The 25,765-nt window shown below is 41.5% G+C and carries 26 protein-coding genes; 11 read left to right on the top strand and 15 right to left on the bottom strand.

All coding sequences use genetic code 11. The annotated features are described in order from the left end of the window. Positions 1 to 26 precede the first annotated feature (26 nt). From H6G96_RS22605 to H6G96_RS22595, 3 genes are all read right to left on the bottom strand, one after another. The gene (locus tag H6G96_RS22605) at positions 27 to 2,408 is read right to left on the bottom strand and encodes a phosphoketolase family protein (protein ID WP_190913574.1); all 2,382 of its coding nucleotides are present in this window, start codon (positions 2,406 to 2,408) and stop codon (positions 27 to 29) included. 239 nt (positions 2,409 to 2,647) lie between these two features. Next, entirely contained in the window at positions 2,648 to 3,484 is an 837-nt protein-coding gene (gene fghA, locus H6G96_RS22600) for an S-formylglutathione hydrolase (RefSeq protein WP_190913572.1), read from the bottom strand. A gap of 254 nt (positions 3,485 to 3,738) precedes the next feature. Beyond that, positions 3,739 to 4,530: an ion transporter gene (locus tag H6G96_RS22595; RefSeq protein WP_190913570.1), complete on the bottom strand. Its 792-nt coding sequence runs from the start codon at positions 4,528 to 4,530 to the stop codon at positions 3,739 to 3,741. 88 nt (positions 4,531 to 4,618) lie between these two features. Here H6G96_RS22595 and H6G96_RS22590 point away from each other — a divergent pair, with 88 nt between their 5' ends. After that, positions 4,619 to 5,050, top strand: a complete 432-nt coding sequence (locus tag H6G96_RS22590; RefSeq protein ID WP_190913626.1) for a nucleoside deaminase — start codon at positions 4,619 to 4,621, stop codon at positions 5,048 to 5,050. Positions 5,051 to 5,099: 49 nt separating this feature from the next. Here H6G96_RS22590 and rppB read toward each other — a convergent pair whose 3' ends face one another. Continuing rightward, positions 5,100 to 6,503: a two-component system sensor histidine kinase RppB gene (gene rppB / locus H6G96_RS22585; protein ID WP_190913568.1), complete on the bottom strand. Its 1,404-nt coding sequence runs from the start codon at positions 6,501 to 6,503 to the stop codon at positions 5,100 to 5,102. Between the two features lie 95 nt (positions 6,504 to 6,598). Here rppB and H6G96_RS22580 point away from each other — a divergent pair, with 95 nt between their 5' ends. Further along, a complete protein-coding gene (locus H6G96_RS22580; RefSeq protein ID WP_190913566.1) occupies positions 6,599 to 6,823 on the top strand; it encodes a DUF433 domain-containing protein in 225 nt (74 codons plus the stop codon). After that, entirely contained in the window at positions 6,820 to 7,158 is a 339-nt protein-coding gene (locus tag H6G96_RS22575) for a DUF5615 family PIN-like protein (RefSeq protein ID WP_190913564.1), read from the top strand. The genes H6G96_RS22580 and H6G96_RS22575 overlap by 4 nt, the downstream gene beginning before the upstream one ends. Positions 7,159 to 7,234: 76 nt before the next feature. Here H6G96_RS22575 and rppA read toward each other — a convergent pair whose 3' ends face one another. The 4 genes from rppA to H6G96_RS22555 are packed head-to-tail and all read right to left on the bottom strand — an operon-like array spanning position 7,235 to position 13,317. After that, entirely contained in the window at positions 7,235 to 7,960 is a 726-nt protein-coding gene (gene rppA / locus H6G96_RS22570; protein ID WP_190913562.1) for a two-component system response regulator RppA, read from the bottom strand. 49 nt (positions 7,961 to 8,009) lie between these two features. Next, positions 8,010 to 8,507, bottom strand: a complete 498-nt coding sequence (locus tag H6G96_RS22565) for a hypothetical protein (RefSeq protein ID WP_190913560.1) — start codon at positions 8,505 to 8,507, stop codon at positions 8,010 to 8,012. Between the two features lie 29 nt (positions 8,508 to 8,536). Beyond that, positions 8,537 to 11,635, bottom strand: coding sequence for an efflux RND transporter permease subunit (locus tag H6G96_RS22560; RefSeq protein WP_190913559.1), 3,099 nt, complete (start codon positions 11,633 to 11,635; stop codon positions 8,537 to 8,539). 2 nt (positions 11,636 to 11,637) lie between these two features. After that, entirely contained in the window at positions 11,638 to 13,317 is a 1,680-nt protein-coding gene (locus tag H6G96_RS22555) for an efflux RND transporter periplasmic adaptor subunit (protein WP_190913557.1), read from the bottom strand. Between the two features lie 264 nt (positions 13,318 to 13,581). Here H6G96_RS22555 and H6G96_RS22550 point away from each other — a divergent pair, with 264 nt between their 5' ends. Then, the gene (locus H6G96_RS22550; protein ID WP_190913555.1) at positions 13,582 to 14,160 is read left to right on the top strand and encodes a Uma2 family endonuclease; all 579 of its coding nucleotides are present in this window, start codon (positions 13,582 to 13,584) and stop codon (positions 14,158 to 14,160) included. Between the two features lie 127 nt (positions 14,161 to 14,287). On the opposite strand, the gene H6G96_RS22545 is transcribed toward H6G96_RS22550, so the two are convergent. The 4 genes from H6G96_RS22545 to H6G96_RS22535 all read right to left on the bottom strand — a co-directional run bounded on the left by H6G96_RS22545 (position 14,288) and on the right by H6G96_RS22535 (position 17,427). Continuing rightward, a complete protein-coding gene (locus tag H6G96_RS22545; protein ID WP_190913553.1) occupies positions 14,288 to 16,381 on the bottom strand; it encodes an SUMF1/EgtB/PvdO family nonheme iron enzyme in 2,094 nt (697 codons plus the stop codon). 5 nt (positions 16,382 to 16,386) lie between these two features. Next, entirely contained in the window at positions 16,387 to 16,596 is a 210-nt protein-coding gene (locus H6G96_RS41530) for a hypothetical protein (protein ID WP_242063367.1), read from the bottom strand. Further along, positions 16,597 to 16,782: a hypothetical protein gene (locus H6G96_RS41525; RefSeq protein ID WP_242063366.1), complete on the bottom strand. Its 186-nt coding sequence runs from the start codon at positions 16,780 to 16,782 to the stop codon at positions 16,597 to 16,599. 201 nt (positions 16,783 to 16,983) lie between these two features. Continuing rightward, positions 16,984 to 17,427 (bottom strand): hypothetical protein, encoded by a 444-nt coding sequence (locus H6G96_RS22535; RefSeq protein WP_190913543.1) that lies wholly within the window; start codon positions 17,425 to 17,427, stop codon positions 16,984 to 16,986. 537 nt (positions 17,428 to 17,964) lie between these two features. Between H6G96_RS22535 and H6G96_RS22530 the strand changes: the two genes are divergently transcribed. The 4 genes from H6G96_RS22530 to dnaN all read left to right on the top strand — a co-directional run bounded on the left by H6G96_RS22530 (position 17,965) and on the right by dnaN (position 19,929). Further along, positions 17,965 to 18,240: a hypothetical protein gene (locus tag H6G96_RS22530; protein ID WP_190913541.1), complete on the top strand. Its 276-nt coding sequence runs from the start codon at positions 17,965 to 17,967 to the stop codon at positions 18,238 to 18,240. After that, positions 18,237 to 18,404: a hypothetical protein gene (locus H6G96_RS42890; RefSeq protein WP_347242268.1), complete on the top strand. Its 168-nt coding sequence runs from the start codon at positions 18,237 to 18,239 to the stop codon at positions 18,402 to 18,404. Before H6G96_RS22530 ends, H6G96_RS42890 begins: the two co-directional genes overlap by 4 nt. A 7-nt stretch (positions 18,405 to 18,411) precedes the next feature. Further along, positions 18,412 to 18,660 (top strand): hypothetical protein, encoded by a 249-nt coding sequence (locus tag H6G96_RS42885; protein ID WP_347242267.1) that lies wholly within the window; start codon positions 18,412 to 18,414, stop codon positions 18,658 to 18,660. 105 nt (positions 18,661 to 18,765) lie between these two features. Beyond that, on the top strand, positions 18,766 to 19,929 hold the full coding sequence (gene dnaN, locus H6G96_RS22520; RefSeq protein WP_190913539.1) for a DNA polymerase III subunit beta: 1,164 nt from the start codon (positions 18,766 to 18,768) through the stop codon (positions 19,927 to 19,929). 439 nt (positions 19,930 to 20,368) lie between these two features. Here the strand turns inward: dnaN and tsaB are convergent, their stop codons facing one another. The 3 genes from tsaB to H6G96_RS22505 form a co-directional block, all read right to left on the bottom strand. Further along, complete coding sequence (gene tsaB / locus H6G96_RS22515; RefSeq protein ID WP_190913537.1) at positions 20,369 to 21,028, bottom strand: tRNA (adenosine(37)-N6)-threonylcarbamoyltransferase complex dimerization subunit type 1 TsaB; 660 nt, start codon at positions 21,026 to 21,028, stop codon at positions 20,369 to 20,371. A gap of 113 nt (positions 21,029 to 21,141) precedes the next feature. Further along, positions 21,142 to 21,324: a hypothetical protein gene (locus tag H6G96_RS22510; RefSeq protein WP_206757673.1), complete on the bottom strand. Its 183-nt coding sequence runs from the start codon at positions 21,322 to 21,324 to the stop codon at positions 21,142 to 21,144. Between the two features lie 101 nt (positions 21,325 to 21,425). Continuing rightward, positions 21,426 to 21,674: a Ycf34 family protein gene (locus tag H6G96_RS22505; RefSeq protein ID WP_100899275.1), complete on the bottom strand. Its 249-nt coding sequence runs from the start codon at positions 21,672 to 21,674 to the stop codon at positions 21,426 to 21,428. Between the two features lie 86 nt (positions 21,675 to 21,760). Between H6G96_RS22505 and H6G96_RS22500 the strand changes: the two genes are divergently transcribed. From H6G96_RS22500 to H6G96_RS22490, 3 genes are all read left to right on the top strand, one after another. Continuing rightward, positions 21,761 to 23,077 carry a CCA tRNA nucleotidyltransferase gene (locus H6G96_RS22500; RefSeq protein WP_190913533.1) on the top strand — a complete coding sequence of 439 codons (1,317 nt, stop codon included), beginning with the start codon at positions 21,761 to 21,763 and terminating at the stop codon, positions 23,075 to 23,077. Between the two features lie 43 nt (positions 23,078 to 23,120). Next, a complete protein-coding gene (locus H6G96_RS22495) occupies positions 23,121 to 24,110 on the top strand; it encodes a peptidoglycan-binding domain-containing protein (protein ID WP_190913531.1) in 990 nt (329 codons plus the stop codon). 455 nt (positions 24,111 to 24,565) lie between these two features. Next, positions 24,566 to 25,753, top strand: a complete 1,188-nt coding sequence (locus H6G96_RS22490) for a TRC40/GET3/ArsA family transport-energizing ATPase (protein ID WP_190913529.1) — start codon at positions 24,566 to 24,568, stop codon at positions 25,751 to 25,753. The last annotated feature ends 12 nt before the right edge of the window (positions 25,754 to 25,765 follow it).

Raw genomic sequence — 25,765 nt, 5'->3', positions numbered from 1 at the left:
ATTACGAATTACGAATTAGTAATTAGTTAATACGGCCACTTCCAATCACGAATTTCCGGCATATCGTCGCCGTACTTCTCAATGTAGTGCTTGTGTTCGATTAGCTTATCTTGCATCTCCTGTTTGACATAAGCTGCCTTATATCCTAGTTTTGGCACACGAGCAATTACGTCCATTACTAGGTGAAAGCGATCAAGATCATTAAGCACAACCATATCAAAGGGAGTGGTGGTGGTTCCTTCTTCCTTGTAGCCACGTACATGCAAATTATTGTGGTTGGTGTGGCGATAGGTTAGGCGATGAATCAGCCAAGGATAGCCATGAAAGGCAAAAATAATCGGTTTGTCTGTAGTGAAAATCGTGTCAAAATCTTTTTCGCTCAAACCGTGAGGATGTTCGCTTTTTGGCTGTAGTGTCATCAAATCGACTACGTTCACTACCCGTACCTTTAAATCAGGGAAGTGCTGGCGCAGAATGTCCACAGCCGCTAAAGTTTCTAAGGTGGGAACATCGCCAGCACAAGCCAGCACTACATCTGGTTCACTGCCTTTGTCATTGCTTGCCCATTCCCAAATACCGATGCCTTTGGTGCAGTGCTTGATAGCAGAATCCATGTCGAGGTATTGCAATGCTGGTTGCTTTCCAGCAACGATGACATTGATATAGTTGCGGCTTCTTAAACAATGGTCAGTTACCGATAGCAAAGTGTTGGCATCGGGGGGCAAATACACGCGAACGATTTCTGCTTTCTTATTGATTACATGGTCAATAAAACCGGGGTCTTGGTGGGAAAAGCCGTTATGGTCTTGTCGCCAAACATGAGAGGTGAGTAGGTAATTGAGGGAAGCAATCGGTCTACGCCAGGGAATATCTCTGGTTGTTTTCAACCATTTGGCGTGCTGATTGAACATCGAGTCAATGATGTGAATGAATGCCTCGTAGCAAGAGAAAAACCCGTGACGTCCTGTGAGGAGGTAGCCTTCTAACCATCCTTGACAATTAGTTTCGCTGAGAATTTCCATCACCCGACCGTCAGGGGAAAGGTGGTCATCTTCCGGGAGGATCTGGGCTGCCCAATTCCGCTCTGTAACTTCTAGCACAGCGCCTAAGCGATTTGATACTGTTTCGTCGGGGCCGAGGATGCGGAAGTTGCGGCTTTCTTGGTTAAGTTGCATGATATCCCGCAGAAAAGTTCCTGCAACTTGGGTAGCTTCAGCGATCGCTTGCCCTGGTTTGAGAACATCTACGGCATACTTTTGAAAGTCGGGCATCTTCAGGTCGCGCAGCAAAAGACCGCCGTTAGCGTGGGGATTGTCACCCATACGTCGATGACCTTTGGGAGCCAGTTCTGCTAGTTCGGGAATCAACTTACCGTTACTATCGAAGAGTTCTTCTGGTTTGTAACTCTTCATCCAATCTTCTAAGAGTTTGAGGTGTTCTGGCTGTTTAGCGATGTTGCTCAAGGGAACTTGGTGCGATCGCCAATAACCTTCGGTTTTTTTGCCATCGACTTCCTTAGGCCCTGTCCAACCTTTGGGTGTTCTCAAGACAATCATTGGCCACTGCGGACGCTCCGTGAAACCATGTACACGGGCTTCTCTCTGAATACTTTGAATTTGGGCGATCGCTATATCTAGAGTAGCCGCCATTTGCTGGTGGACATCTGCGGGATCGTCACCTTCGACAAAGTAGGGCTTGTAACCATAGCCGACAAATAAGCTTTCTAATTCCTCATGGCTAATCCGTGCGAGTACTGTTGGATTAGCAATCTTATACCCATTCAAGTGGAGAATCGGAAGTACAGCCCCATCATGCACAGGGTTCAGAAACTTATTGGAATGCCAGCTAGTTGCTAAAGCACCTGTTTCAGCTTCGCCATCACCCACAACAGCAGCAACAATCAAGTCAGGGTTATCAAAGGCTGCACCGAAAGCGTGGACGAGGGCATAACCTAGTTCCCCGCCTTCGTGGATCGAACCAGGGGTTTCGGGTGCAACGTGGCTGGGAATACCACCAGGGAAAGAGAACTGTTTGAAGAGTTTCTTCATTCCCTCAGCATCCTGGGAGATGTTGTGATAATAGTCGGTGTAAGTGCCTTCTAGGTAGGTGTTAGCTACCAGTCCAGGGCCTCCATGACCAGGGCCAGCAATATAGATTGTGTTTAGGTCATATTTTTTGATGACGCGATTCAGGTGAACATAGATAAAGTTCAGCCCTGGTGTTGTTCCCCAGTGACCTAATAGCCTGGGTTTAACGTGTTCTAGCTTTAGCGGTTCTCTCAGCAGTGGATTGTCGAGTAGATATATTTGCCCAACAGAAAGATAGTTGGCTGCACGCCAATAAGCGTTGATATTACGTAATTCTTCATCTGTTAAAGGCTTTGTTTGTGGAGTTGTAGCTAATGTCATTTCGACACTCCATTACAAAAAGATTTTGACGGCTTCATTCAGTATGTAATTGTACTTATTTTTAAGACTATGGCCATCTAACCCATGATAAATTTTTCTAGCCTTTCTAATAATTCATAATTCATGTACACCATTTGATACCAGTCCCATCAAATCGGGTTAAATAGGAATCCTATAGATAATGTGGGGTTTAAATAGATGAAAACTGCTGTAATTAATAAAGCGATATCTACGGGAAGCTACGCTAACGCATGATGGCGGATATGATCTTCAATAAAACTGGCAATGAAATAATAACTGTGATCATAGCCTTCTTGATAACGCAAGTTTAGCGGCTGGTTAACATTTGCACAAGCTTGCTCAAACACTTCAGGCATTAATTGTTCAGCTAAAAATTTATCAGCAGTTCCTTGGTCAATCAAAATCGAACTGTGATATCCTACTTTTTTGACTAATTCACTAGCATCATAATCACGCCAAGTTTCTTGATTGCTGCCAAGATAACCACTAAAAGCCTTTTGACCCCAAGGACAACGCATAGGTGCAGTGATAGGTGCAAAAGCTGATACTGATTTGTAAAGTTCTGGGTTTCTCATCGCACAGACAAGCGCCCCATGTCCCCCCATCGAATGACCGAAAATACCTTGTTTATCGGGTAGGGTGGGAAAGTTTGCAGTAATTAAAGCAGGTAATTCCTGGACGATATAACTATACATTTGGTAGTTTTTACGCCACGGTTCTTCTGTCGCATCAACATAAAAGCCCGCACCTGTGCCAAAATCCCAGTCATCATCCTCACCTGCAATGCCACTATTACGCGGACTAGTATCTGGTGCAACCAATATCAAACCGTACTCAGCCGCAAAGCGCTGCACTCCCGTCTTAACCATAAAATTCTCTTCTGTGGAACTTAACCCAGAGAGGAAATAGAGAATTGGTACAGGTTTTTGAGTTGCTTGTGGTGGTTGATAGACAGCAAAGCGCATTTCACCGTTACAGGTTGAGGAGGAATGACTGTAAAAGCCGAGTTTGCCACCAAAGCTTTTATATTCTGAAAGGAGGTTGAGGTTAGGCATTGGTTCTCTTTCCTAAGCGGCTTTCGGAGAATGATTATTTTAGCTTACCTAGATTAATATTATGCAGGTAGCGATGCCTTCTGCCCTCTGCCTTTCTTTGTAAGAGTTTGAAATCTTTGATTTTTTAAGTTCATACTTCAATTCAGCAACGCTTTTTAGAACATTTGGCTTTCTCAGGTTTGTGATTTACTTATACCACAAGATTGTAGTACACACTAAAATTTACCCTCTGTCAGCGCCACAACTTAACTCTCTCAATCAACCCTGCGACTAGGTAACTTAGTCCCACACCTTTTACAAAAACCAGCATCTATATCATGGAAAGTCAAACCACAACCAGAACAAACTGTTTCTACCTGATTAGTAGTTTTCACCACTCGCTTGATTAAATCTCCCACTTGCCAAGGAATTAGTGCAATTCCGGTAAAAATCATTAGGACTGTTAGCAAGCGCCCTAATTCAGAAATTGGAGTAACATCGCCAAATCCCACAGTTGTCATTGTGACAACAGAAAAATAGAATGCATCCAAAAATGTACCGTAATTTTGAGGATTAACCGGATGCTCTACTTGATAAATTAAACCAGAATAAATAAAAACAATTGCAAATAATGTAAATAATATTCGCGCAAAAATCATTCCATCTTCGGTGCTGATAGTGGCGAATAAAAATTTCCTATCGATAAACCTGATTAATCGTAAAATCCGAAACCATCGCAGCAGGCGGATAAAGCTGATATCCACCATTCCTAGAAAGAATGGCAAAATCGCCATTAAGTCAATAATCGAATAAAAGCTAAAAATATACTTAATTTTGTTTTCCGCACTCCACAGACGGAGTGAATATTCCACCGCGAAGATGATGACGATCGCAGTATCGACTAAATGCAATTGAAACCGCACATAATCAGGAATCTTATAAGTTTCTGCCACAAAAATTCCTGATGATATTAGCACCATAGCGGCAAGGCTTAAATTAATCGCTTTACCTAATGGTGTTTCCAGGTCTTTTAAGTAGAATTCTGTTTCTTGTCTGCTCAGTAACATATTCGACCATTAACTAATTTTAATTCCCAGTTATAGCATTAGAAATACGATATTATTAATCATTATCCTTATGTTAACCTCCGCTTATATGAACCCAGAATATTTTATGCGTTTAGCTTTGGCAGAAGCAAAAAAAGGAGATGCACCTTACGGTGCTGTGATTGTCAAAGATAACGAAGTCATGGCCGTAGCTCATAACACTGTAAGGAGAGATAACGATCCATCAGCCCATGCAGAAATTAACGTTATTCGTAGTTTAACAGCTAAACTTAAGAACCCTTCTTTAGAAGGTTATAGCATATATACAACTGGCGAACCTTGTCCCATGTGTGCCACTGCTTGTGTTTGGAGTGGTTTATCAGAAATTGTATATGGTGCTTCAATTCAAGATTTAATTTCATTAAACCAATCACAAATTCATATATCTTGTGAAGAGGTTATTGCTAAATCATTTAAAAAAATTAAGGTAAAAAAAGACCTTTTAAAAATAGAATGTTTAGAATTATTTAAATTAACTTAAATCTATATGGTGCATTAAGATAATGTACGCACCTCGAAAATGTGATGTATTATTGATGCGAACGATGGTATAGCATTTTAAATGGGTAAATAGAGCGTACACTATCGAGTGGGCGGACATCGAAAGGTAACTTAATAGTAAAAGTGCTACCTTTGCCGAATTCACTTTGCACATCTATGCTGCCATGATGTGCCAAAATAATTGCTTGCGCGATCGCTAATCCTAATCCAGAACCGCCGGTGCTACGAGAGCGATCGCTATTCACTCGATAGAAGCGGTCAAAAATCCGAGTCAAATCCTGCTGTGGAATACCAATGCCCGTATCTTGCACCTGAATCACGGCATAATAGTCACTGCGGTCTACACTAACCGTTACCTTTCCTGTTGGTGGTGTATATTGAATTGCATTGATAATTAAGTTAGAAAATAAGCGATAAAGCTGATCTGCATTACCAATGACATTCAAAGGAGTTGATAGCTGTACAGAAGATGCCAGTGTTACACCTGCTGCGATCGCTAACGCAGCAAATTCCTCTATTAAGTCATTAACAATATCATCCAAGCAACAAATTTCCCGTTGCATTGGCACAGATTGACGATCCAAGCGAGTCAGCAGCAGTAAATCTGTAACTAGAGTAGTGAGTCGCTGATTCTGACGTTGTAGGGTTTGTAGAATGTCTCGCGCTTCTGTTTCATCTAATTGAGCCATCATCAGCGCAGATTCTACTGTCGCTTGGGTTGCTGCTAGAGGTGTTCGCAATTCGTGTGCGGCATCTGCTGTAAATTGTTGGACTTGTTTATATGAGCGATAAATCGGCTGCATTGCCAATCCTGCTAACCACCAACTTGCAACGCCAACCAAACCCATTACAATTGGTAATCCCAATGCTAAAGTGAGTTTTATAACAGTCAGATAACTACTAAATTCCGCAAGACTTCGCCCTACTTGGATGTAACCCCAATCGAGATTTTCTTGGGTATGCAGCACAAAAGAAATTTGATGATAAAAGTTGCCTTTGCTATCTTTAAGGGTTTGCCAAAGTTCTTTGTTAAAGATTATAGGTAATTCGTCTGGATAAGTTCCTGCGATCGCAATTAAGCGTCCTGAATTATCGAAAAAACGGACATAGTAATTGCTTTGATTGATAGCACTTAAAATATGACGTTTGGAAACTGATTGTTCTTGAATACAACTTTTACCAATTACACAAATATTAGGTAAAAGTTGTTGTATGACTGGTTCCAATTGGCCAGGTTTTTGTAATTTTAATTCAATAGTATCGTGTAAAGTTCCTGCTACAGACTCCAGTTCTCGGTCTAATGTCATCCAATGGGCATGGGAGATTGCTCTATAAATACCAAATCCGCAAATGCTTAAAATTACAGCCATAACAAGCGCATACCACAGCGCCAAACGCAAGCGGGTTTGCTGAAATAATTTATTTTGATTCATAAAATAATTTGCTAATATAAATATGTTGCATATTAATTACAATAGATGCTTTTTTACTATTTGAAATTTAAAGTAAACTTACGAAACTGTTTAACATGAACTACGACAACATTGTAACAATCGAACCTGGCAAACGTAGTGGCAAACCCTGTATTCGGGGAATGAGGATTACCGTGTATGACATTTTAGAATATCTTGCAAGTGGTATGACCGAAGAAGAAATTCTAGAGGATTTTTCAGAACTCACATCCGAAGATATAAAAGCCTGTCTTGCCTTTGCTGCTGATCGTGAGAAAAAATTATTTGTAGCATCCCTGTGAAACTGCTTTTGGACGAAAACCTTTCTGATCGGATTATTCCCAAAATTTTGGATTTGTACCCCAATTCATCTCATGTTAAAGCATTAGCACTTACCAATACTGATGATTTAGTCATTTGGGAATATGCTAAAGCTAATGATTTTGTGATTATTTCCAAAGACTCTGATTTCCATCAACGTAGTCTTCTGTATGGCCATCCACCAAAATTTATCTATCTCCGTATTGGCAATAGCCCAACATCCAAAATTGTTACAACTCTGCGAGAAAACTTTGACACCATCATCCAGTTTGGAAATAGCGAATTGGAAAGTATTTTGGTGTTAGCGCTAGGTTGAAAATGCAAAATCAATAAATTGCTATACTTCAACTGTTAGTAAGTTATGGCTGTAATAGCAGTTCCCTAAATTACAGCTACAAATTATGCTCTTGAGGATAGGAAGTATCAATGGTGAGATTCAAGCGATATCCCATCCCATGCAAAGTTTCAATTATGTTTTCGCAGCCGCTATTAGCTAGTTTGCGACGCAGCAACCGCATTTGAGCCGCTACCACATTACTAACGGGTTCTGCACTTACTTCCCAAAGCTGATTGCGAATTTGTTCTGTAGTAACAATTTGGCTTGGGTGCTTCATAAAATATTCTAGTAGCTGGAATTCTTTATTTGTTAGGGGAATCTTTTGTTTATTTCCCCCAGCATTCTGACTAACAACTAAATTATTGCTGTAATCTAAAGTTAGATTGCCAACAGTTAATTCCTGGGGCTGAAATTGGGGCGATCGCCTCTGCAATGCGCGCAATCTTGCTAATAATTCTGCCATACCAAATGGCTTTACTAAATAGTCATCTGCGCCAGCATCTAGCCCAGCCACTTTATCTTCCATACTGTCTTTAGCTGTTAGCATTAATACAGGCAGAGGATTTTTGTGGGAGCGTAGTTGTTTGCACAATTCTAATCCTGATATTCCTGGTAGCATCCAATCGAAAATAGCTAATGTATATTGTGTCCAGCTATTTTCTAAGTATTCCCAGGCATCATTACCATCTAGTACCCAATCGACTAAGTACTTGTGTTGGGTAAGAGTTCGTTTAATAGCATCACCTAAATCTGTTTCATCTTCTACTAGTAGCACTCGCATAAATTTCACTTGTCAGACTAATTCGTAATTCAGTAAGTCGAGCTAACAGTTACCGATTAAAATTAAAACGCCCGTTTACTTTTTCACCTTTAACATCCGCAGTAATTTTCACCTGATATTGACCAGATGTATTTTCAGATAGCGTCGCCGCATAGTGTTTACCACTAACATCATAGGTTAAAGGAATTGACTTTTGTTTCCCATCCGGTAGCTGGACTTGAGCAATTACCTTTGCATTAGGTACTGCTTCGTGATTGTCACCTGTTTGCAAATACAAATCCATGTGAGTTGTATTAGCTTCTTTCTCGGCTAAGAACTCCAAGTGATAAGTTCCTGTCTCTACAACTTGACCACCTTTAGATTCACCATGCGGACTATTTGTTTTTTTAGCCCCAGGTGAAGGTATAACTGATGGAGCCTTGGCACTTGAAGTAGAAGAAACTGGGCTATTTTCTGTATTAACTGTTTGATTACTATTACTACAAGCTCCTAAAAAAAGCAGTCCTACACTTCCAATAATAATGAAATTAGATTTTAGCTTTTTCATTAATTTCTTCCTTGTTCGAAATTTATTTTTCACAAGTCATATAAGATTTTTTTAGTGTGCTGAGGGATTAAAAACCTGGCAAACTTGACATACAGTGCGGGGAGAACTACTAAGGTTAATGCCGTAGAAGTAAACAACCCACCTAACACTACTATTGAAAGTGGTTGTAAGATTTCCTTTCCTGGCCCACTTTCAATTACTAAAGGTGCTAATCCCAAAGCAGAGGTAAAAGCTGTCATCAAAATCGCATTTAAACGTTCCATTGACCCTTTAATCAAAACTTCTTTAAATGGTATATCTTTGGCAAATTTGGTGTTGTAATTATCCACAAGCAACAAACCATTGCGGGTAGCAACTCCAAATAGAGTGATAAAGCCAACCAAAGAAGCAATAGAAATCACACCACCAGTCAAAGCTACTGAAAATACTCCTCCCACTAAAGCCAAGGGTAAATTAATCATAATCATGGCAGTAGAAGAGATAGATTTGACAGAAATGTACATGATGACTGTAATTGCAACAAAGGCGATCGCACTTGATATGAAAATATTCTGAGTTGCTCTTTCTTCTGCTTCAAATTGTCCTGCATACTGGATATAGTAACCAGAGGGTGGATGTACTTTTTGATTAACTTTGTCTCTAATTTCATTGACGATAGAGCGCAAATCTCTACCATTAGCGTTAGCAGAAACAACAATTAAACGGGATACATTCTCTCTATTTATAGTATTAGGACCAGTACCATTTTCAATTGTAGCAACCTGTGCTAAAGGAATTTTTTGACCGATAGGAGTATCAATTAACAAATTGCCAATCGTATCCAAATTTTGCCGTGCATCTGGCTTTAACCATACAGCTAAATCAAAAGTTTGTTGTTTTTCTAAAATTTGAGATACTACTCGTCCATTAAGAGCAGTTTCAATGATTTCAGAAAGTTTGCCTACTGTTAAACCATACCGGGAAGCAGCAGTCCGGTTGAATTTTATTTGGATTTGTTCAATTGGTATTTGGGGTTCTAGTTGTAAATCTACAATCCCATTAACGGTTTTCATAACATCATTAACTTGCTGTCCAACGGTGTGGAGTTGTTCTAAATCTGGCCCGAAGATTTTAACAGCGATCGCACTCCTTACCCCAGACAACACTTCATCCATGCGGTGCGAGATAAAACCACCAATATTCGGTGCTACCCCTGGTAACTTAGCGAATTCTTCCCTTAACTTCTCAATCGTCCCCTGCCGATCTTTCATCCCTGCGTCGCTTAACTCGATATCCAAGTGTCCCAAATTCACTCCTGCTGCATCTCCGTCTCCTGGCGCACGTCCAGAACGCAACTGCACATAAGGAAATCTAGAGTCTCCCTTGAGTGCGTGCTGAAGTGCTTCACCAGCTGCATTAGTAGCTTCCAGTGAAACCCCCGGATAAAGAGTTAAGGTATTTACTAAAGTTTGCTCCTGAAACTCTGGTAAAAATATTCTGCCAAAGGAGGGGAAAATTATAGTTGCAGCTACCAAACTAGCGATCGCTAAACCTAAAACAATTTCCGCACGCTTGAGAGAAAATATTAATAAAGGATAATAAAGTCGTTTAAAAAATCTCGCTATCCAAGGTTCTGTTTCTGGCAAGCGACCATAAGGCAGTAAAATTGCACATAAAGCCGGAGTCACCGTTAATGCTGTGATACTAGAAGCGATAACTGCTGCCATATAGCCTAATCCCATCGGGATAAAAATGCTACCTTCTACACCTGCTAAAGCAAAAACTGGGGAGAAGACAACTATAGTAATGATCGTAGCTCCAAATACCGAGTCGCGTACCTCTTGACAACCGTCAAATACAACATCTAAAACCGGGCGGGGGTTGGGAGAATATTTATTTTCTCGCAGGTTACGGTAAACGTTTTCAGCATCAACAATTGCATCATCAACGGCTGAACCAATTGCTACGGCTAACCCTCCTAAAGTCATAGTATTTAAACCTTGTCCTAACCAATTTAGTAATAGTACTCCTAGTAATAAAGATAAAGGTAGGGCAGTTAAACAAATAGCTAAGTTACGCCAATTCATTAAGAAGGGAATCAGAATTAAAGCAACAATAATACTGCCTTCAATTAAAGCCTCTCTAACATTTTCAATAGAAGAATCAATATAGTTTTCTTGACGAAAGGTTGGTGTGACTTTGATATCTTTGGGCAATCCTCTTTGAATCTCTAACATCGCATTTTCTATAAGACGGGTGACAGTAGGAGTATCAGTTTGAGGCTGTTTGTTAATCATCACAACAATTGCCTTTTGAGTGTTAAAACTACCATCACCCCGTTTTATCGCCGCCCCAATTTGCACATCAGCAACATTTGAGATATTAACAGGTGTACCATTACGAGCAGTAATCACTGATTGCTGTAATTCTTCGATAGATTCAATCCGCCCAATCCCCCGAATTAATTTTTCTCGATCAGGTGTAATTAAATAGCCACCAGGAGCATTGACATTGGCAGCTTTGGCTGCTTGCTCTACCTCTTCTAAAGTGACGTTAAAGGCTTTTAATTTTTCTGGATCAACTAATACTTGATATTGGCGAACATCGCCACCATAAGCTACTACCTGACTAACACCAGGCACAGCTAAAAGACGATTTGTTACTTGCCAATCAACAATGCGCCGCACTTCCATTAAAGGAGTGCTTTCGGAGGTAAAGGCATATTGTAATACAGTCCCAATGGGCGAGCTTGTAGGGGAAATTTGAGGAGTTTCCACCCCTGACGGCAGCTTACTAAAGCTCTGTTGTAATCGCTCTGTTACTAATTGGCGAGCTTGATAAATATCAGTATCCCAGTTAAAAATGACTTTAACGACAGAGATTCCTGCTGCTGAAGATGAGCGGACTGCTGTTACTCCTGGAGTACCATTAATCGCACTTTCAATTGGTAAAGTTACCAAGGATTCTAATTCTTCGGGGGCGAGTCCTGGTGCTTCAGTTTGAATTTCAACTTGGGGTGGTGCAAAGCTAGGAAAAACATCCAAAGGCATTTGGATAATCGTCCGAAATATCCAAATAGTGAGGATAATTGTCCCCAGAATGACTAACCAACGGCGAGCGATCGCCCACTTAATAATGGCACTCAGCATGGTTATTTTTCAATCTCTGAATCTTTACTTGTTACCCGTTCGCGTAGCGTGCGCGCAGCGCATTGGTTATCATTAAATTCTGGCGCGGCACTGTTTAGAGGTTCTTTTGTAAGGTAGCTTTCTGTGGCTAATTGATATTGATATTTGCCATGACGGCCAGCCCAGAAAGTACCCGCCATAAAAGCTATAGTAGCTAGTGCTGCTGCTCCCCCGGCTGCAATCCACCAGGGTACTGGCAAGCTAGGCGTAGTCTCTGTTGTTTGTACAGAAGTTTCTGTGTTTTCGTCTACTTTTTTCTTGGTATCACCGCGCAGAGATTGAGCGTAAAGTTGCGGCGCTCGTTGGGTAACTATCAAATCACCCTCGAATAAACCAGTTTTTACCTCAACCATATCTCCAGAGGTTTGGCCTAATGTAACTTCAACTGGTTGATAAGCATTGCCATTTTGGATGTAGACAACTTTTTTATTATTAGCTTCTACCACAGCCGCGCTGGGAATCGCCAAGATAGCTGAGGAGGTTTGGTTTGTCAAAACTTCCAACTCTGCAAACATTCCAGGCTTGAGTACACCACCAGGGTTATTGATTTCGGCTTTTACAGGTACAACCTGCGCCTCACCTGTTACTACAGAATTAATTACCGCAATTCGTCCCGTGAAAATGCGATTCGGGACAGAGGCAACTTTAACCCTAACTTGTTGTCCTGCTTTAACTTTGTCTAAATCTTTTTCATATATATTCGCTGTGGCAAAAACCTGATTGTCATTGACAATCGTCATCAGTTTACCACCTGCATCCTCAAAGGTTTGACCAAGGGTAACTTCTCTATCTGCAACCTTCCCAGAAATGGGAGATGTTACTGTCACCAGTCCTTTGACATTGCCACGAATTCCTAGTTGTTGCAGTCGAGTTTCATAAGTGCTGTTACTGAGAGTAATCCGGGATTTTGCTACGTCAACAGATGCCTGAGCGCGTTTAAGTTGATTTTCAGCTTCAATAAACTCTCGGCGGCTATTGGCTTTGGTAAGTTCAGCTTTAGCTTGTGCCAGTTGAGTTTGAGATTCGAGAGCATTACGCCGTGGTAAAGCACCTTGGGCAACTAATTGTTGATCTTTATCATACTTCTCTTGGGCAAATGCCACTTGACTTTGGGCTTGGGCAATCTCTGCTGTGGTAATTTGTTGATAGCGATCGCGGTTTTGTTGCGCTAATTTTAAATCAGCTAAGGCTTGTTGTAAATCAGCCTGACCTTGAGCCAGTTTTTCTTGAGAGTTAACCCGCAGTTCTACCAAATCAGGACTAGATAGTATAGCGACGGGTTGACCTTGTTTAACTAATGCACCAGGTTCTACTAATAACTCAACTACCTTTGCGCCTGCAATTGGTGTGGTTACTTCTACTTGTTTACTAGGTAAAGTTTCAATTTGTCCTGTGGTTTTTATACCCACAGCTAAACGCTGACTTTTAACTGGCTCAACTTTAATTCCCAGACGTTGGGCAGTTTGATTGTCAACTTGAATAGAGCTAGTTGCTGGGGTGGCTTCACTTTCTTGGTGAAATTCATCTCCGTGTCCGGCGTGGGCTAAAACTGCTACTGGGCTTGCCAATAATAGTAAGCTGACAAGTGTACCAGAAACACAACGCATGTTTAGAATTGGTTGGAAACGCAGAGAGTTGGGCATCGTTATGAGAAAATCTGAAGTATGGGTGCAAAGAAAAACTGCGATCGTAATTTTTGGTAAACAAAGCTAGCTTTGCTTTGGGGGATTTTTCTGCACCTTATACCCAGTCTTTCATCTCAAAATGAAATTGGCATGAAATTGAGGACTGATATGAAAATGTTGGGTCTACGTTCTTCAACCCAATCTAGATTGGAGCTATTTTTTAAGCTTAACCGAGCAATAAGGTAAAATCTAAGTTTAGAGTGATGATTAAGTAAAAAGTCTATGGCCACAGCAATCAAAAAACTCACTCTAGACGAGTATCTTGTCTATGATGATGGCACAGATGTTCGCTATGAACTTGTGGATGGAGAGTTAGTTGAAATGCCACCGGAAAGCGATAGGAATAACTTAATTTCTCTCTATCTACTGTCACAGTTTCTCAAGTTTGTCCCGATCCAACTCATTCGCCATAAAGATACAGAACTTGTGGTCATAGGCAACCGCACTCGTGTACGGCTACCTGATTTAATGATATTGACACAAGAGTTACTAGAAGCGATCGCAGGCGGACGAGCGACAATCACTCCAGATATGCCTTCTCCAACATTAGTGGTTGAGGTCGTCTCTCCTGGAAAGGTAAATGAGGATAGAGACTACCGCTATAAACGTTCTGAGTATGCTGCACGAGGTATCCCTGAATACTGGATTGTTGATGCTCAGAGAGCTAGAATTACCCTGCTGACTCTGGTAGATGGACTGTATGAAGAAACTGTATTTCAGGGAACAGACATTATTAAGTCAGCGACTGTTCCAATGCTGGATGTGACCGCAGTCCAAGTATTGACGGCTGGACAAGTCTAAAATCCAATTATGCAACGATGCAGTAATATGGACTGACTCTGAGCATTGAGCGCGCAGAGCGCGAGAGAAATGAAGAAGGGAAAAGAAAAAAGCAAAGAGGGCAACAGGGCAAGAGTGTAAAGGGATACTAAGTCCTGAGGGGAGCCGCAACTACAACCCGAAAACCCACGTCGCCGTCCCTAATGTCACGCGCGTACCCGCTACGATCGGCCGAGCGGCAGTGCCTCGGAGCCAAGTCCCAACAACCACCATGCAGCAGCCGTTGATCATTATCACTCATCCAAGCACCGCCGTCTTTTGGCGCTCCATTATAATTTTCGTGCCAAGAATCCTGACACCATTCGAATATATTACCATGCATATCAAATAAACCAAAGGGATTTGGTGGAAACTTTCCGACATCTGTTGTTTGCCCACGATATTCACCCTTTGGCCCAGCAGCATAAATAGATTTACCATCATAATTGGCTAAGTCTGTCGTAATCGTCTCACCAAAATAAAATGGGGTAGTTGTTCCCGCACGACAGGCATATTCCCACTCTGCCTCACTAGGTAAGCGATAAATTTTCCTAGTCTTGTTAGACAATCTGGCACAAAACTCAACTGCATCATCCCAAGACACCTGTTCAACAGGTCGACTTGGGCTTTTGAAGCGCGAGGGATAGGTTTTTAAATCAATATTTACCTTTTTCAGTCTAGCTACAATGACCCATTGGCTTTGTGTAATCGGAAATTTACCCATGAAAAAGGGTTGAACGGTAACAGTGCGCTGTGGACTTTCCCAATCGGTTCGTTCTGGCTCACTTTCTGGGGAACCCATCAAGAATTGTCCACCAGGAATTTTGACCATTTCTAGAACTACACCATCACCCAAATTTTCTGAGAAAAATTCGGCTCGTTTGCGACTGCGACTCACTTCACAGGTTTTCCCCAAGCCAAACAATCCTGATTTTATATTTATAGTAGCGGTTTCAAACTCAAAGGGCTGAGTTTGAATATCTGGGAGGGATTTTGGCACAGAAATAGTTTTAGATGATTCTCTGTCTCCTTGTTTTTTTAATTCCGCTTGCTGCCTTTGATATTCGGTTCTTTCCCGTTGGCGTATTCTTTCTAGTTCTTGCTGGCGCTCATATTCTGCTTGTTTTGGCGCAAGCACTCGTTGTTTTATCGAGGTAATATCCTCATCCCTTAGTCCTAGATATTGTTGATATTCTTCGAGTTCCTCCTCGTTAAAAGGATATTCCTCATTGACTGCACGAGTTAGCGCTTCTTCATACTGAACCTGTTTACGCTCATACTCCCGATATGGTTGCAAAACTTCTTCTCGAATTGCTTTTGCTTCATCCTCAGATAGTCCCCAATCAATCCGCTTAGATTCCAGCATTTGCAAAGCAAATATAGAAAACTTACCGTTACCAAACTTCTTGGCGCGGGTTTCCACTTCTTTGCGATACTTCAGCTTGGGGTCATCCTTTGGCGACTTTGCCAACAAAATCTTATGACCTTCCTCAACTGGGTAGAACTTGGGAGTCATTGCAGGCGCAGCTTCTTGCACCTTCGTACTGGCATATTCATGCAGTTCATCAATGGAAATCCAGCCATCAGTATCTTTATCGGCTGCACCTGTTTCAATACCTTCAACTAAATAGCGGGTGTAAATAGAGAGTTCTGAGCCTTCTTGCTCAAAGGAATATTGGGCTGAAGTGGAAGAGGTAAGAATTGCCCTGCCTTTACCGCCTAGTTGCTCTTGCACATTTACAGTGCCATCACTTTTGACTGTCATCCCTTGGGTAATTGCGCCACTAAAGCAACAGTCTAGGATGATAACTTGTTGTAGAGAACGGCTATCGTTAATATTTTCATGCAGAACACTAGCTGGTACTGCGGAGGGCGTTACGAGCTTGCTATTTTGTTTTTTAGTTTCACGAGTTGATAGGTATAGTTGCCCTTTTTCATCTTTAATCCCATGACCAGAAAAATAAAACAGCAGCAAATCATGCTTTTGGCGATTGAAGAAAAGGTTAAAGATAGCTTCTCTCACAGCTTGTGGTTGAGGATTTTTCAGCACAGTAATATTTGACTCAGGAAAGTCACCCATTTCTGGGTTCACCAACACTCGCCTCATAGCATCAACATCTTTGACAGCAGCTGGTAGTAGTTTTAAATCTTTATCCTGATAATCATACTCACTAACCCCTATCAGCAGTGCAAACTTAGTCATTGTTACTATTTTGTATCTTTTGTCTTATTCAAAAAATCCTCTGCTAGCTTCTGAGCAAATTCCAAATCCTCTCGACTACTGGCTTCTAAGTTAAGTTCTCTGCCGTCAGGTGCTTTGATTCCCACCTTTATTGATTTGTTGCCCAATACTCTACCCAGAAACCCAAACAAAGGTTTGATAAGGGCTGGATTGACTACAGCTTTTAATGCCCCCAACTAAAAACCCCCGAAAGACTTTGAATCTTGGGGGGCTTCTGTGACTGGCACTAAACTTGCATCTTCTACCCCATCCACATCTTTAATCTGTGGGAGCAAATTTTGTGCTTCTGTTTGCAACTCTTCTTCGTCTAAACCCAGTTCAGACAGGGAAATAGTCACCTCAACATTAGATGTGGTTGCCATTATGAAGCATCTCAGTGGTTTTAACAGTGTCTCTGATAGATTGTACTGTTTTTTGAGCTACAGATATTACATTAGGCAAAGAGGATTCGCGGCTGCAAAGTCAGCAAGGGCACAGCATTGCTGTGCCCCTACCGCGCGATCTAATATATATAATATATGGCTTCTCAGTTGAGTCCAATACAGACCTAAACCTATTGGATTTTAGCTAGCTGACATCGCACCCGACACCCCATTCATAGATCCATTTACCGAAGAAGGCTGAACAGAATCGCCTGTTAAAGGATTGGTGACTTTAGAATTGCTTACTACGCTTCGCTTCTTTTTAGTATTACCTCGTCTAGCACCACCCGCCATCTCGTATTCCTGGCTGGTTTTACCGTAACGGCTGCCAACTCCTAGTAACATTTTTTCTGACATTGCGATTACAACCTGTTCTGCGTTGTTCACATCATCTGTGAGTTTGTCAATGGTAGATAACGCAGTGTTGTAGGCAGCAAGCTTAGACCGGAGATCGTTAATTGTCTTATTATAAGCTTGGATAGTCAGTCCTCCGCCAAAGTCAAGTTCTACGCTGATAGATTGTAAACTTTCAATGCGGCGATCGGCTCGTTCTAAAACGGTGGAATTTCTTTTGCGACGTGCCATAATGCATCTCTGCCATTAGTTTGATAGTACTGTTTTATACCAAAATATTTTTGATTGTCATGGGAAAATATAGCAAATCAGTTGCCCTGATACTTCTAAAGCTTTAGTCAATTTCACTTAGACTAACTTTAGTTTCAGGTAGTCAATAGATTCATAAGTTCATTACAACAAATGCTGCAATGATTTAAGCCTTTCTTATACATGAAAGAGCATTTGTTGCAAAGCATTAAACAATTGCTGCAATGACTTATACATTTGCAAGAAATACTTAAGCCTTTCTTATATATAAAAGAGTATTTGTTGCAAAGCATTAAGCATTTGTTGCAACGACTTATACATTTGCAAGAAATACTTAAGCCTTTCTTATACATAAAAGAGTATTTGTTGCAAAGGTTTAAACTTTTACAGCTTGAACCGTAGAAGCGTAGGCATAGCTCGTCGTAGACATCGCTTTTGCCTGTTGTCTAAGATAAAATTGCCTCTCAAAGCTTGTTAACGTGATAAATAAAGTCGTGTTGGTATTGAGACAGATAATTTATGACAGCCAGAGAGCAACTTATTCAGGAAATTGAGCAGGTTTCAGATTCTTTAGTGGAAGAAGTGCTAGACTTCTTGCTATTCATAAAAGATAGACAGGATCAGAAAAATTCCACATCTCATGGTGAGCAAAGCCAGCCATCTGAGCAAAGCATTCTAGAGCGCATGGGTGGAATTCCCCAGCATTTGCTCTCAGTAGGTAATTTATCAGACCGAGATGTTCGGAGAGCGGTGATTGCATCACGGATACAACAGAGCCGCCAACAGGAATCATGACCTATTATCCTACGATTTTAGTAGATACAGGTTTGTTGGTTGCTTTTTACGACTCAGCAGGCTCACATCATGATCGGGTGGTTGAGTTTTTTGCTGGATGTACCAGTCGATTGGTAACGAGTGAAGGTTGTGTCACTGAAAGTGATGTGGCTATTAGCCTCTGACTAGCAGGTGCAAAACGAGTTTCTGTCCCACCTAGCAAATCGCATCTACGAGTGTGAATCGCTTACGTCTCAAGATTTTGCTCGGATTGCTGAACTGAATGCCCAGTACGCTGATTTACCAGGAGATTTTTCGGATTTATCCCTTGTGGTAATTTCTGAACGCCTGAATGTCGCTGCAATTGCCACACTGGATAAAGATTTTAATATTTATCGGCGCTATCGTAACCAACCGTTTAAAAGAGTTTTCTACCCTTAAGCAACTTCGTTAGCTATGCCTACGCCTACACGCTAATTAAATAAATAGCGATCGCCTATAAACAATAAGAATGTTACGATATCCTTCACCAGCTGAATCTGACTTATGAAATTAGTTTGCTCCCAAAGCGACCTCAGTACAAACCTCTCACTCGTTAGTCGTGCAGTTCCTTCACGGCCGACTCATCCAGTACTTGCCAATGTGCTGCTGCAAGCGGATGCTGAAACTAACCAAGTAAGCTTAACAGCCTTCGATCTCAGTTTGGGAATTCGCACCAGCTTTAACGCAGAGGTATGGCAAAGTGGTGCGATCGCACTTCCTGCTAAGTTACTTGTAGACATCACCTCTCGTCTTCCAGAAGGCGAAATTACTTTAGACGATGAATCAGCCCTCACAGGTGTAACACCCGGTGCAGAAGGTTTAATAGTCACACTTACCCCCAAGAGTGGACATTACCAAGTCCGAGCAATGGGGCCTGAAGAATTTCCCGAACTACCTGTAATTGAAAATACCGAAGTAATCCATCTCACTACTGCTGCATTAATTGAAGGATTACGCGGTTCATTGTTTGCGACAAGTGGTGATGAAACCAAGCAAGTACTTACGGGAGTACATCTAACAGTTAAACAAGATACCTTAGAATTTGCAGCTACCGACGGACATCGCCTCGCAGTGGTAGAAACTAGCAACGAGCGTCCTTTGGGTGGAACTAGTCAACTAGAAGTGACAGTACCAGCTAGAGCATTACGTGAACTCCAACGAATGCTAGCTCATAGCGCCTCATCAGATGAACCTGTAGCTTTATATTTCGATCAAGGTCAAGTTGTGTTTGCATGGCAAAATCAACGTTTGACTAGTCGCACATTAGAAGGGCAATATCCTGCATATCGACAACTAATTCCGCGTCAATTTGAGCGACAAGTGACAATTGAACGGCGACAATTCGTCAGCACTCTAGAACGGATTGCTGTTTTAGCTGATCAGAAAAATAATATTGTTAAGGTTAGTATTGATAGCGACGCCCAAGAAATTACCTTATCTTGTGAAGCTCAAGATGTGGGCAGTGGTAGAGAGTCAATGTCAGCACAGATTTCTGGGGAAAACATTGAAATTGCTTTTAATATTAAATATTTGATGGAAGGCTTGAAAGAGTTACCATCTTCTGAAATTCAAATGCATTTAAATCAAAGCTTAACTCCAGTGATTTTTACACCATTGGGTGGTTTGAAAATGACCTATTTAGCTATGCCTGTACAACTTAGAAGTTAAAAAGAATAACTTTAAGCGCTTTTTATCGTCGCCCCCTTAATCCCCTCTCGAAAAGCCTATGGTGTACACACAAGTCTTCTAGAGTTGGGCCACAGGCTTTTGATCCCCCCAACCCCCCTTAAAAAAGGGGGCAAAAAGCTTTCAAAGTCCCCCTTCTTAAGGGGGATTTAGGGGGATCAATACACATTTTGCGCCCAACAAGAAGATGTATGTACGCCGTAGCCTTAAAGGAAGAGAGAAATAGAAGTGAGGTTTTCCAGATGCCGTGAAAAGTCAGATTAGGGGCAGGGAGACAAAGTATAGCTTTGGCGGGGTGTGGTTCTTCGGGTTTAATAGGAACTTCCAAAAATTAAATTACTCAATTCCTGCATCCAATACGACTGTCCGATTTCTTCTCCCCCTGCTCCCCAAAGCAATTGATTATTTTTTTGGAAGTCCCTCATACACCCTCCACTGGATGCTGCCCATAATATGGCAAAGCCTCTGACCAATTAGGAGACTTGCCCTCTTGCCAATCGAGATTAGCTAATTCTAAAATACTCGTCACTGTTGCTGCTAACCCAGATTGGGCTTGAATCAACTGATAATTAGTATTCCAATTAGCTAAAGTTTCCTGCCATGCTTCTGGCGCGAACACTCTATCTGGTAAACACGCTGTTAATTTAGAAGTATCTGGCTCAAACTGATAAATGGCAGCAAAAATTTGACCTCGTTGTGCTGGCATTTCCACAGCAAGAGTTTTTGGATTTTGACTTTTACCTGCTTCTGACCAAGCTACCGCAGCCAAAGTTGAAATCGCAAATACAGGAATATCTAACTGTTGTCCTAAAGTCCGAGCAGTGACAACGCCAATCCGAGTTCCCGTAAAGCCGCCAGGGCCTTTTGCAACTGCGATAAATGATAAATCTGCCCAAATTTGCGGTTTGATAAACTCAATTAAATATTGATGTATTAGGCTAGATAAATCACGTCCCAAATTCCAAACTTGGGAGCGAGTATCACCTGCAAAATTACTAATTCCCAAACCTAATTCTGGTGTGGTGGTATGTAGCGCCAAAGCGTACTTATTTAATGCAAAGCTTTTTAGTTCCGTTGTCAAAGTTATTTAAAATATCTATTTTTATAGAGTTAACGTGAACTATTCAAGCATATAACATAGCTGTTCTTAATTGAATAGACTATAATTCTTTTGTTTTGGTGTGGACAGAAGTCTCAGGTCAAAGGTTTTGCTGTTTCAACAAACTCAGAAGGCGATGGCGCAAGCGCCCGCCGTAAGCGATCGCAAATATTCGCTTGTTGTTCACTTTCTCTGTGCGATCGCTTTCTTGCCATCTCTTCCCTGTACCATAAATTTGCGATCGCTGATAAATAAAATCTCATTACAGTAGTTTTCATGTATTTGAACCACATCTGACGTAAGGGCACAGCATTGCTGTGCCCCTACCGTCTGGTCTATTTACCTGAAAATAGCTGTAAGATACACCAATCATTTTCTGTCAAGTCGGCACTAATTCACCAGGACGCAACTTCGACCATTTACCCGTTTCGCGTTTGAAGCTCAGACAACCAACAACGTCCCATTCCATTTCAATTACATCATCTTTAGTCCGAATGTTGACATTAATAGAAGGTTCATTCGGATCAAAGTTCGGTGTTTCAGTCAAGTGAGGCTGTTGGTGCTGCCCTTCTACAGCATGATAGGTAACACATCGGTCTACATAGTGGCAATTCACGCAAATACACATAATAGAACCAACTCCAGGGGCCTTTATTGTTAATCTAACTTAAGCCCAACTTTTATTCATGAGTTGCTGGGTTGATTTTTATTACAATGCATCAATCAGTTCTTTCTACCCTAGCTCCCGAAAATTGGCCTTTTAGCTTGGAATTCCTGCCACAACCCGCTTACATGGTAGGTGGCGCTGTACGGGATGCCATCCTCGGCAGAACTCGCGAATATCTGGATCTAGATTTTGTTATACCATTTAAGGCGGTAAAGGTAGCGAGAGCGATCGCTCGTCATTACAAAGCTGGTTTTGTGTTACTTGATGCCGAACGACAAATTGCGCGTGTGGTTTTTCCCCACGCCACGGCTGACTTTGCCCAACAGGAAGGAAATAGCTTAGAAATTGATTTGCACAGACGGGATTTTACAGTAAATGCGATCGCTTATAATCCCCATACCCAAGAAATCATCGATCCTCTGCAAGGCTACGAAGATTTACAACAGGGCATTTTGCGAATGGTATCACCTGCAAACCTAGAAGATGACCCTTTACGGTTAATGCGAGGTTATCGCCAAGCCGCCCAACTAGATTTTACTATTGAGCCAGCTACCCAAACGGCAATTCGTTCTTTGGCATCGCATATCAGCAAAGTTGCAGCCGAACGAGTTAGGGTAGAAATTGGTTATTTGCTGGCAAATTCTCAGGGGACTCCTTGGATCACAACTGCTTGGGAAGATGGTTTACTTGCTCCTTTTTTCAAAAACGCCACCCGTGAAAGCTTGCTCAAACTAGCAGCAGTTGACGAAGCAGTTGCTTTACTCAGCCAAAATTGGCAACAATTAGGCGCACAACTGCAAGAATATGTCCGCGATAGTATTAAAACCACTTGGTTAGGTATTGCCAAACTTGCTTGTCTTGTCAACCCCGATCCGCAATTAGCAGAAATAGAGCTACAGGAACTAACTTATAGTCGTGCCGAAATTCGGGGTGTAACCACTGTTCTAAAACTATTACCGCAACTTCAAGTAGTTGATATGTCCTTGCGAGAACAATATTTGTTGTTCCATGACGCAGATATTGTGTTTCCCGCTACGGCAGTGCTAGCTGTAGCACTCAATAATTTGGTAGAGGCGATGTCTGTTGAGAAGCCACTACACACAACAGTCGCTACAACTCTAGAAACCAAACTAAGGAATTGCCAAGTCTTAGCACCTTTGATCAACCGTTATCTAAACCCTGATGATCTAGTCGCTCATCCAACTCCACTAGTAAGCGGCAAGGATTTGATCATAGCATTGGATATTCCAGCTTCGGCAATCATCGGTCAACTGCTGACAGAAATTGCCGTAGCACAAGCTGAGGGGAAAGTCTCAACACCAACAGAGGCGATCGCATTTGCACGTCAGTTACTTAAAAGATAAGTAATCAAGCAAACATGATATAACTTGAAATCTGCTGTAATATATGCGAGCGCTATTTGGAAACAACCTGAAGCGATCGCCCACCAAGACTAAAAACCACGTTTCTTTTTACCAGTCTGTAATCACTTACACCGAACGTCTCAAAGAGTTTTACCTTAGTGTCACACATCGCTTAAGTTTTGGAACGCCTTGTAAACAAGATATGTTAGATTTCTTTATTCCTACTTACATAACTTTTGTACAACAAGATACATTAAATGGTAGTTTAGTAGCAAAGGAACCAAAAAGTATGGCCGTCAGTAGCCCTGAAGTTATCCGTCATATATTGATTGGGCTGGGATATTTAGCTCCTGAGATAGATCCTAAGCCGGATCTGACTAAATTTGCTCCCTGGAAGCGGAATAACAACTCTTTAACAGATGCTCCTACTGAAGAAGCGATTAAAAAGTTTCAGAAGCAGTACTCACAAAAACTTGTGATTAATGGTAACGCTGATGCCGAAACTCGAACTGTAATGGAAGATACAGTCATAGGACTTCAGAATAGATTAAAGTTTCACGGTTTCGCAACCAATGCCGAAATTCCTCCAAACAAGCCATTTTATGGGCCAGCCACTTATACAGCAGTCAAAAAATTTCAGAAATCTCAGGGTTTAACTGAAAATGGCATTGCCACTATTGAACAGCGTCAAATTCTCCAGCAACCTACTCTAACAAATAAGCCTCAACCGCAGCCACAGACGCAACTCAGGCTGATCGATTTATGGTTTCAATTCAAAAAGAATCCTCAAAATCCTTCTTACATCGCAGCCTTAAATAACTTACAACAAAATCTACCCAAGGACGTTTTACACAAAGTTACTAACAAATGGAGGGGGACAAATGATCAAAACCCTGAAATTGTCAAGCTAACGAATTTGTTCACTTATTATGATGACAACAATCAAAATCATCGTGATGCACTAACTCACTTACAAAGTCAGATCACCCCAGCTATTTATAAAGAATTTATTAGTCTCTGGAATAAGAAGTAATATCATGTCCGCATAATTAGTTATGCTAACCACAGTCATTACACCCCTCCCCGCTTGCGAAGAGGGGAGACAAAGCTACGCTTTGGCGGGGTGGGGTTCTTCGGGTTTAATAAGCAATCAAGCGGACATGATATAAACTACCCACTGCTGATGCAACGCAAGTGAGTTTGACAAATCTATCCCCGTCTTGAACTAAAGTTAAAGTCTGCCTGTCCTTCTCCGACTCGGAGAGGGACAGGTTTTGCGTAGTAAAACAGGGAGAGGTTTTTTCTTCGGCTAATTAAACCAATACCATCTGACCCGTTGAACTCACGCCCTTAGTCGGAAAACACCGCAATTACTAATAAATAACTCAAACTGTTCACGCCTAGACGTAGTGAAACAGCATTTATTTTCTTAAACAGTCGATAATGTAAATAAATGTAATAAAATCCTCAGGCAGGACAGAAGCATTTATGCGTGTAATTTTGATGACGGGTAAAGGCGGCGTGGGCAAAACTTCCGTTGCTGCTGCAACTGGACTCCGTTGTGCAGAACTAGGCTATCAGACATTGGTTTTAAGTACAGATCCGGCTCATTCTTTGGCAGACAGTTTTGATATGGAACTGGGACATGCACCCCAAAAAATTCGCCCAAATCTGTGGGGTGCAGAACTGGATGCGCTGCAAGAACTAGAGGGAAACTGGGGTGCTGTAAAACGTTACATTACCCAAGTTTTACAGGCAAGAGGTTTAGAGGGCGTACAGGCAGAAGAATTGGCAATTTTACCAGGCATGGATGAGATTTTTGGCTTGGTAAGGATGAAACGCCATTACGATGAAGGTGAGTTTGATGTTTTAATTATTGACTCAGCCCCCACGGGCACAGCACTGCGTTTGCTAAGTTTACCAGAAGTTGGTGGCTGGTATATGCGCCGTTTTTACAAACCATTTCAAAACATCTCGGTAGCGCTTCGGCCTCTAGTTGAACCTTTTTTCAGACCAATTGCTGGTTTTTCGCTACCAGATAAAGAGGTGATGGATGCACCTTATGAGTTTTATGAACAAATTGAAGCTCTAGAAAAAGTATTGACAGACAATACCCAAACCTCAGTACGTCTAGTGACTAATCCCGAAAAGATGGTAATTAAAGAATCTCTTCGCGCCCATGCTTATCTGAGTTTGTATAATGTTGCAACAGATTTAGTAGTGGCTAATCGAATTATTCCTAGCGTTGTCCAAGACCCATTTTTTCAACGTTGGAAGGAAAGCCAAGAGCAATATCGCCAAGAAATTCATGATAATTTCCATCCTTTACCTGTAAAAGAAGTTCCACTTTTTTCTGAGGAAATGTGTGGATTAGCTGCATTAGAACGCCTGAAGGAAACCCTCTATAAAGATGAAGATCCAACTCAGGTTTATTACAAAGAAACGACTATGAGAGTCGTACAAGAACAAAACCAATACAGCTTGGAGATTTATTTACCTGGAATTCCGAAAAACCAAGTTCAACTGAGTAAGAATGCTGACGAATTAAACATTACTATTGGCAACCACCGTCGTAACTTAGTTTTGCCGCAAGCCTTAGCAGCGCTACAACCAGGAGGGGCAAAGATGGAAGATGACTATCTGAAAATCCGCTTCACTGACAATATAAGAGTTTAATTTTGTTGCTAC

The organism is Nostoc sp. FACHB-892 (assembly GCF_014698795.1).
GTDB lineage: Bacteria > Cyanobacteriota > Cyanobacteriia > Cyanobacteriales > Nostocaceae > Nostoc.
This window is presented reverse-complemented; position numbering and strand designations above follow the sequence as displayed.

Bases quoted from the DNA above. Each gene is read 5' to 3' on its own strand.
- H6G96_RS22565 (WP_190913560.1), bottom strand. From the start codon at position 8,507: ATGAAAAAGCTAAAATCTAATTTCATTATTATTGGAAGTGTAGGACTG.
- H6G96_RS22490 (WP_190913529.1), top strand. From the start codon at position 24,566: ATGCGTGTAATTTTGATGACGGGTAAAGGCGGCGTGGGCAAAACTTCC.
- H6G96_RS22535 (WP_190913543.1), bottom strand. From the start codon at position 17,427: ATGGCACGTCGCAAAAGAAATTCCACCGTTTTAGAACGAGCCGATCGC.
- H6G96_RS22500 (WP_190913533.1), top strand. From the start codon at position 21,761: ATGCATCAATCAGTTCTTTCTACCCTAGCTCCCGAAAATTGGCCTTTT.
- rppB (WP_190913568.1), bottom strand. From the start codon at position 6,503: ATGAATCAAAATAAATTATTTCAGCAAACCCGCTTGCGTTTGGCGCTG.
- H6G96_RS22545 (WP_190913553.1), bottom strand. From the start codon at position 16,381: ATGACTAAGTTTGCACTGCTGATAGGGGTTAGTGAGTATGATTATCAG.
- H6G96_RS22510 (WP_206757673.1), bottom strand. From the start codon at position 21,324: ATGAAAACTACTGTAATGAGATTTTATTTATCAGCGATCGCAAATTTA.
- fghA (WP_190913572.1), bottom strand. From the start codon at position 3,484: ATGCCTAACCTCAACCTCCTTTCAGAATATAAAAGCTTTGGTGGCAAA.
- H6G96_RS22495 (WP_190913531.1), top strand. From the start codon at position 23,121: ATGCGAGCGCTATTTGGAAACAACCTGAAGCGATCGCCCACCAAGACT.
- H6G96_RS22530 (WP_190913541.1), top strand. From the start codon at position 17,965: ATGACAGCCAGAGAGCAACTTATTCAGGAAATTGAGCAGGTTTCAGAT.
- H6G96_RS22555 (WP_190913557.1), bottom strand. From the start codon at position 13,317: ATGCCCAACTCTCTGCGTTTCCAACCAATTCTAAACATGCGTTGTGTT.
- H6G96_RS22580 (WP_190913566.1), top strand. From the start codon at position 6,599: ATGAACTACGACAACATTGTAACAATCGAACCTGGCAAACGTAGTGGC.
- H6G96_RS41525 (WP_242063366.1), bottom strand. From the start codon at position 16,782: ATGGCAACCACATCTAATGTTGAGGTGACTATTTCCCTGTCTGAACTG.
- dnaN (WP_190913539.1), top strand. From the start codon at position 18,766: ATGAAATTAGTTTGCTCCCAAAGCGACCTCAGTACAAACCTCTCACTC.
- rppA (WP_190913562.1), bottom strand. From the start codon at position 7,960: ATGCGAGTGCTACTAGTAGAAGATGAAACAGATTTAGGTGATGCTATT.
- H6G96_RS22505 (WP_100899275.1), bottom strand. From the start codon at position 21,674: ATGTGTATTTGCGTGAATTGCCACTATGTAGACCGATGTGTTACCTAT.
- H6G96_RS42890 (WP_347242268.1), top strand. From the start codon at position 18,237: ATGACCTATTATCCTACGATTTTAGTAGATACAGGTTTGTTGGTTGCT.
- H6G96_RS22595 (WP_190913570.1), bottom strand. From the start codon at position 4,530: ATGTTACTGAGCAGACAAGAAACAGAATTCTACTTAAAAGACCTGGAA.
- H6G96_RS22605 (WP_190913574.1), bottom strand. From the start codon at position 2,408: ATGACATTAGCTACAACTCCACAAACAAAGCCTTTAACAGATGAAGAA.
- H6G96_RS22560 (WP_190913559.1), bottom strand. From the start codon at position 11,635: ATGCTGAGTGCCATTATTAAGTGGGCGATCGCTCGCCGTTGGTTAGTC.
- H6G96_RS22590 (WP_190913626.1), top strand. From the start codon at position 4,619: ATGAACCCAGAATATTTTATGCGTTTAGCTTTGGCAGAAGCAAAAAAA.
- H6G96_RS22550 (WP_190913555.1), top strand. From the start codon at position 13,582: ATGGCCACAGCAATCAAAAAACTCACTCTAGACGAGTATCTTGTCTAT.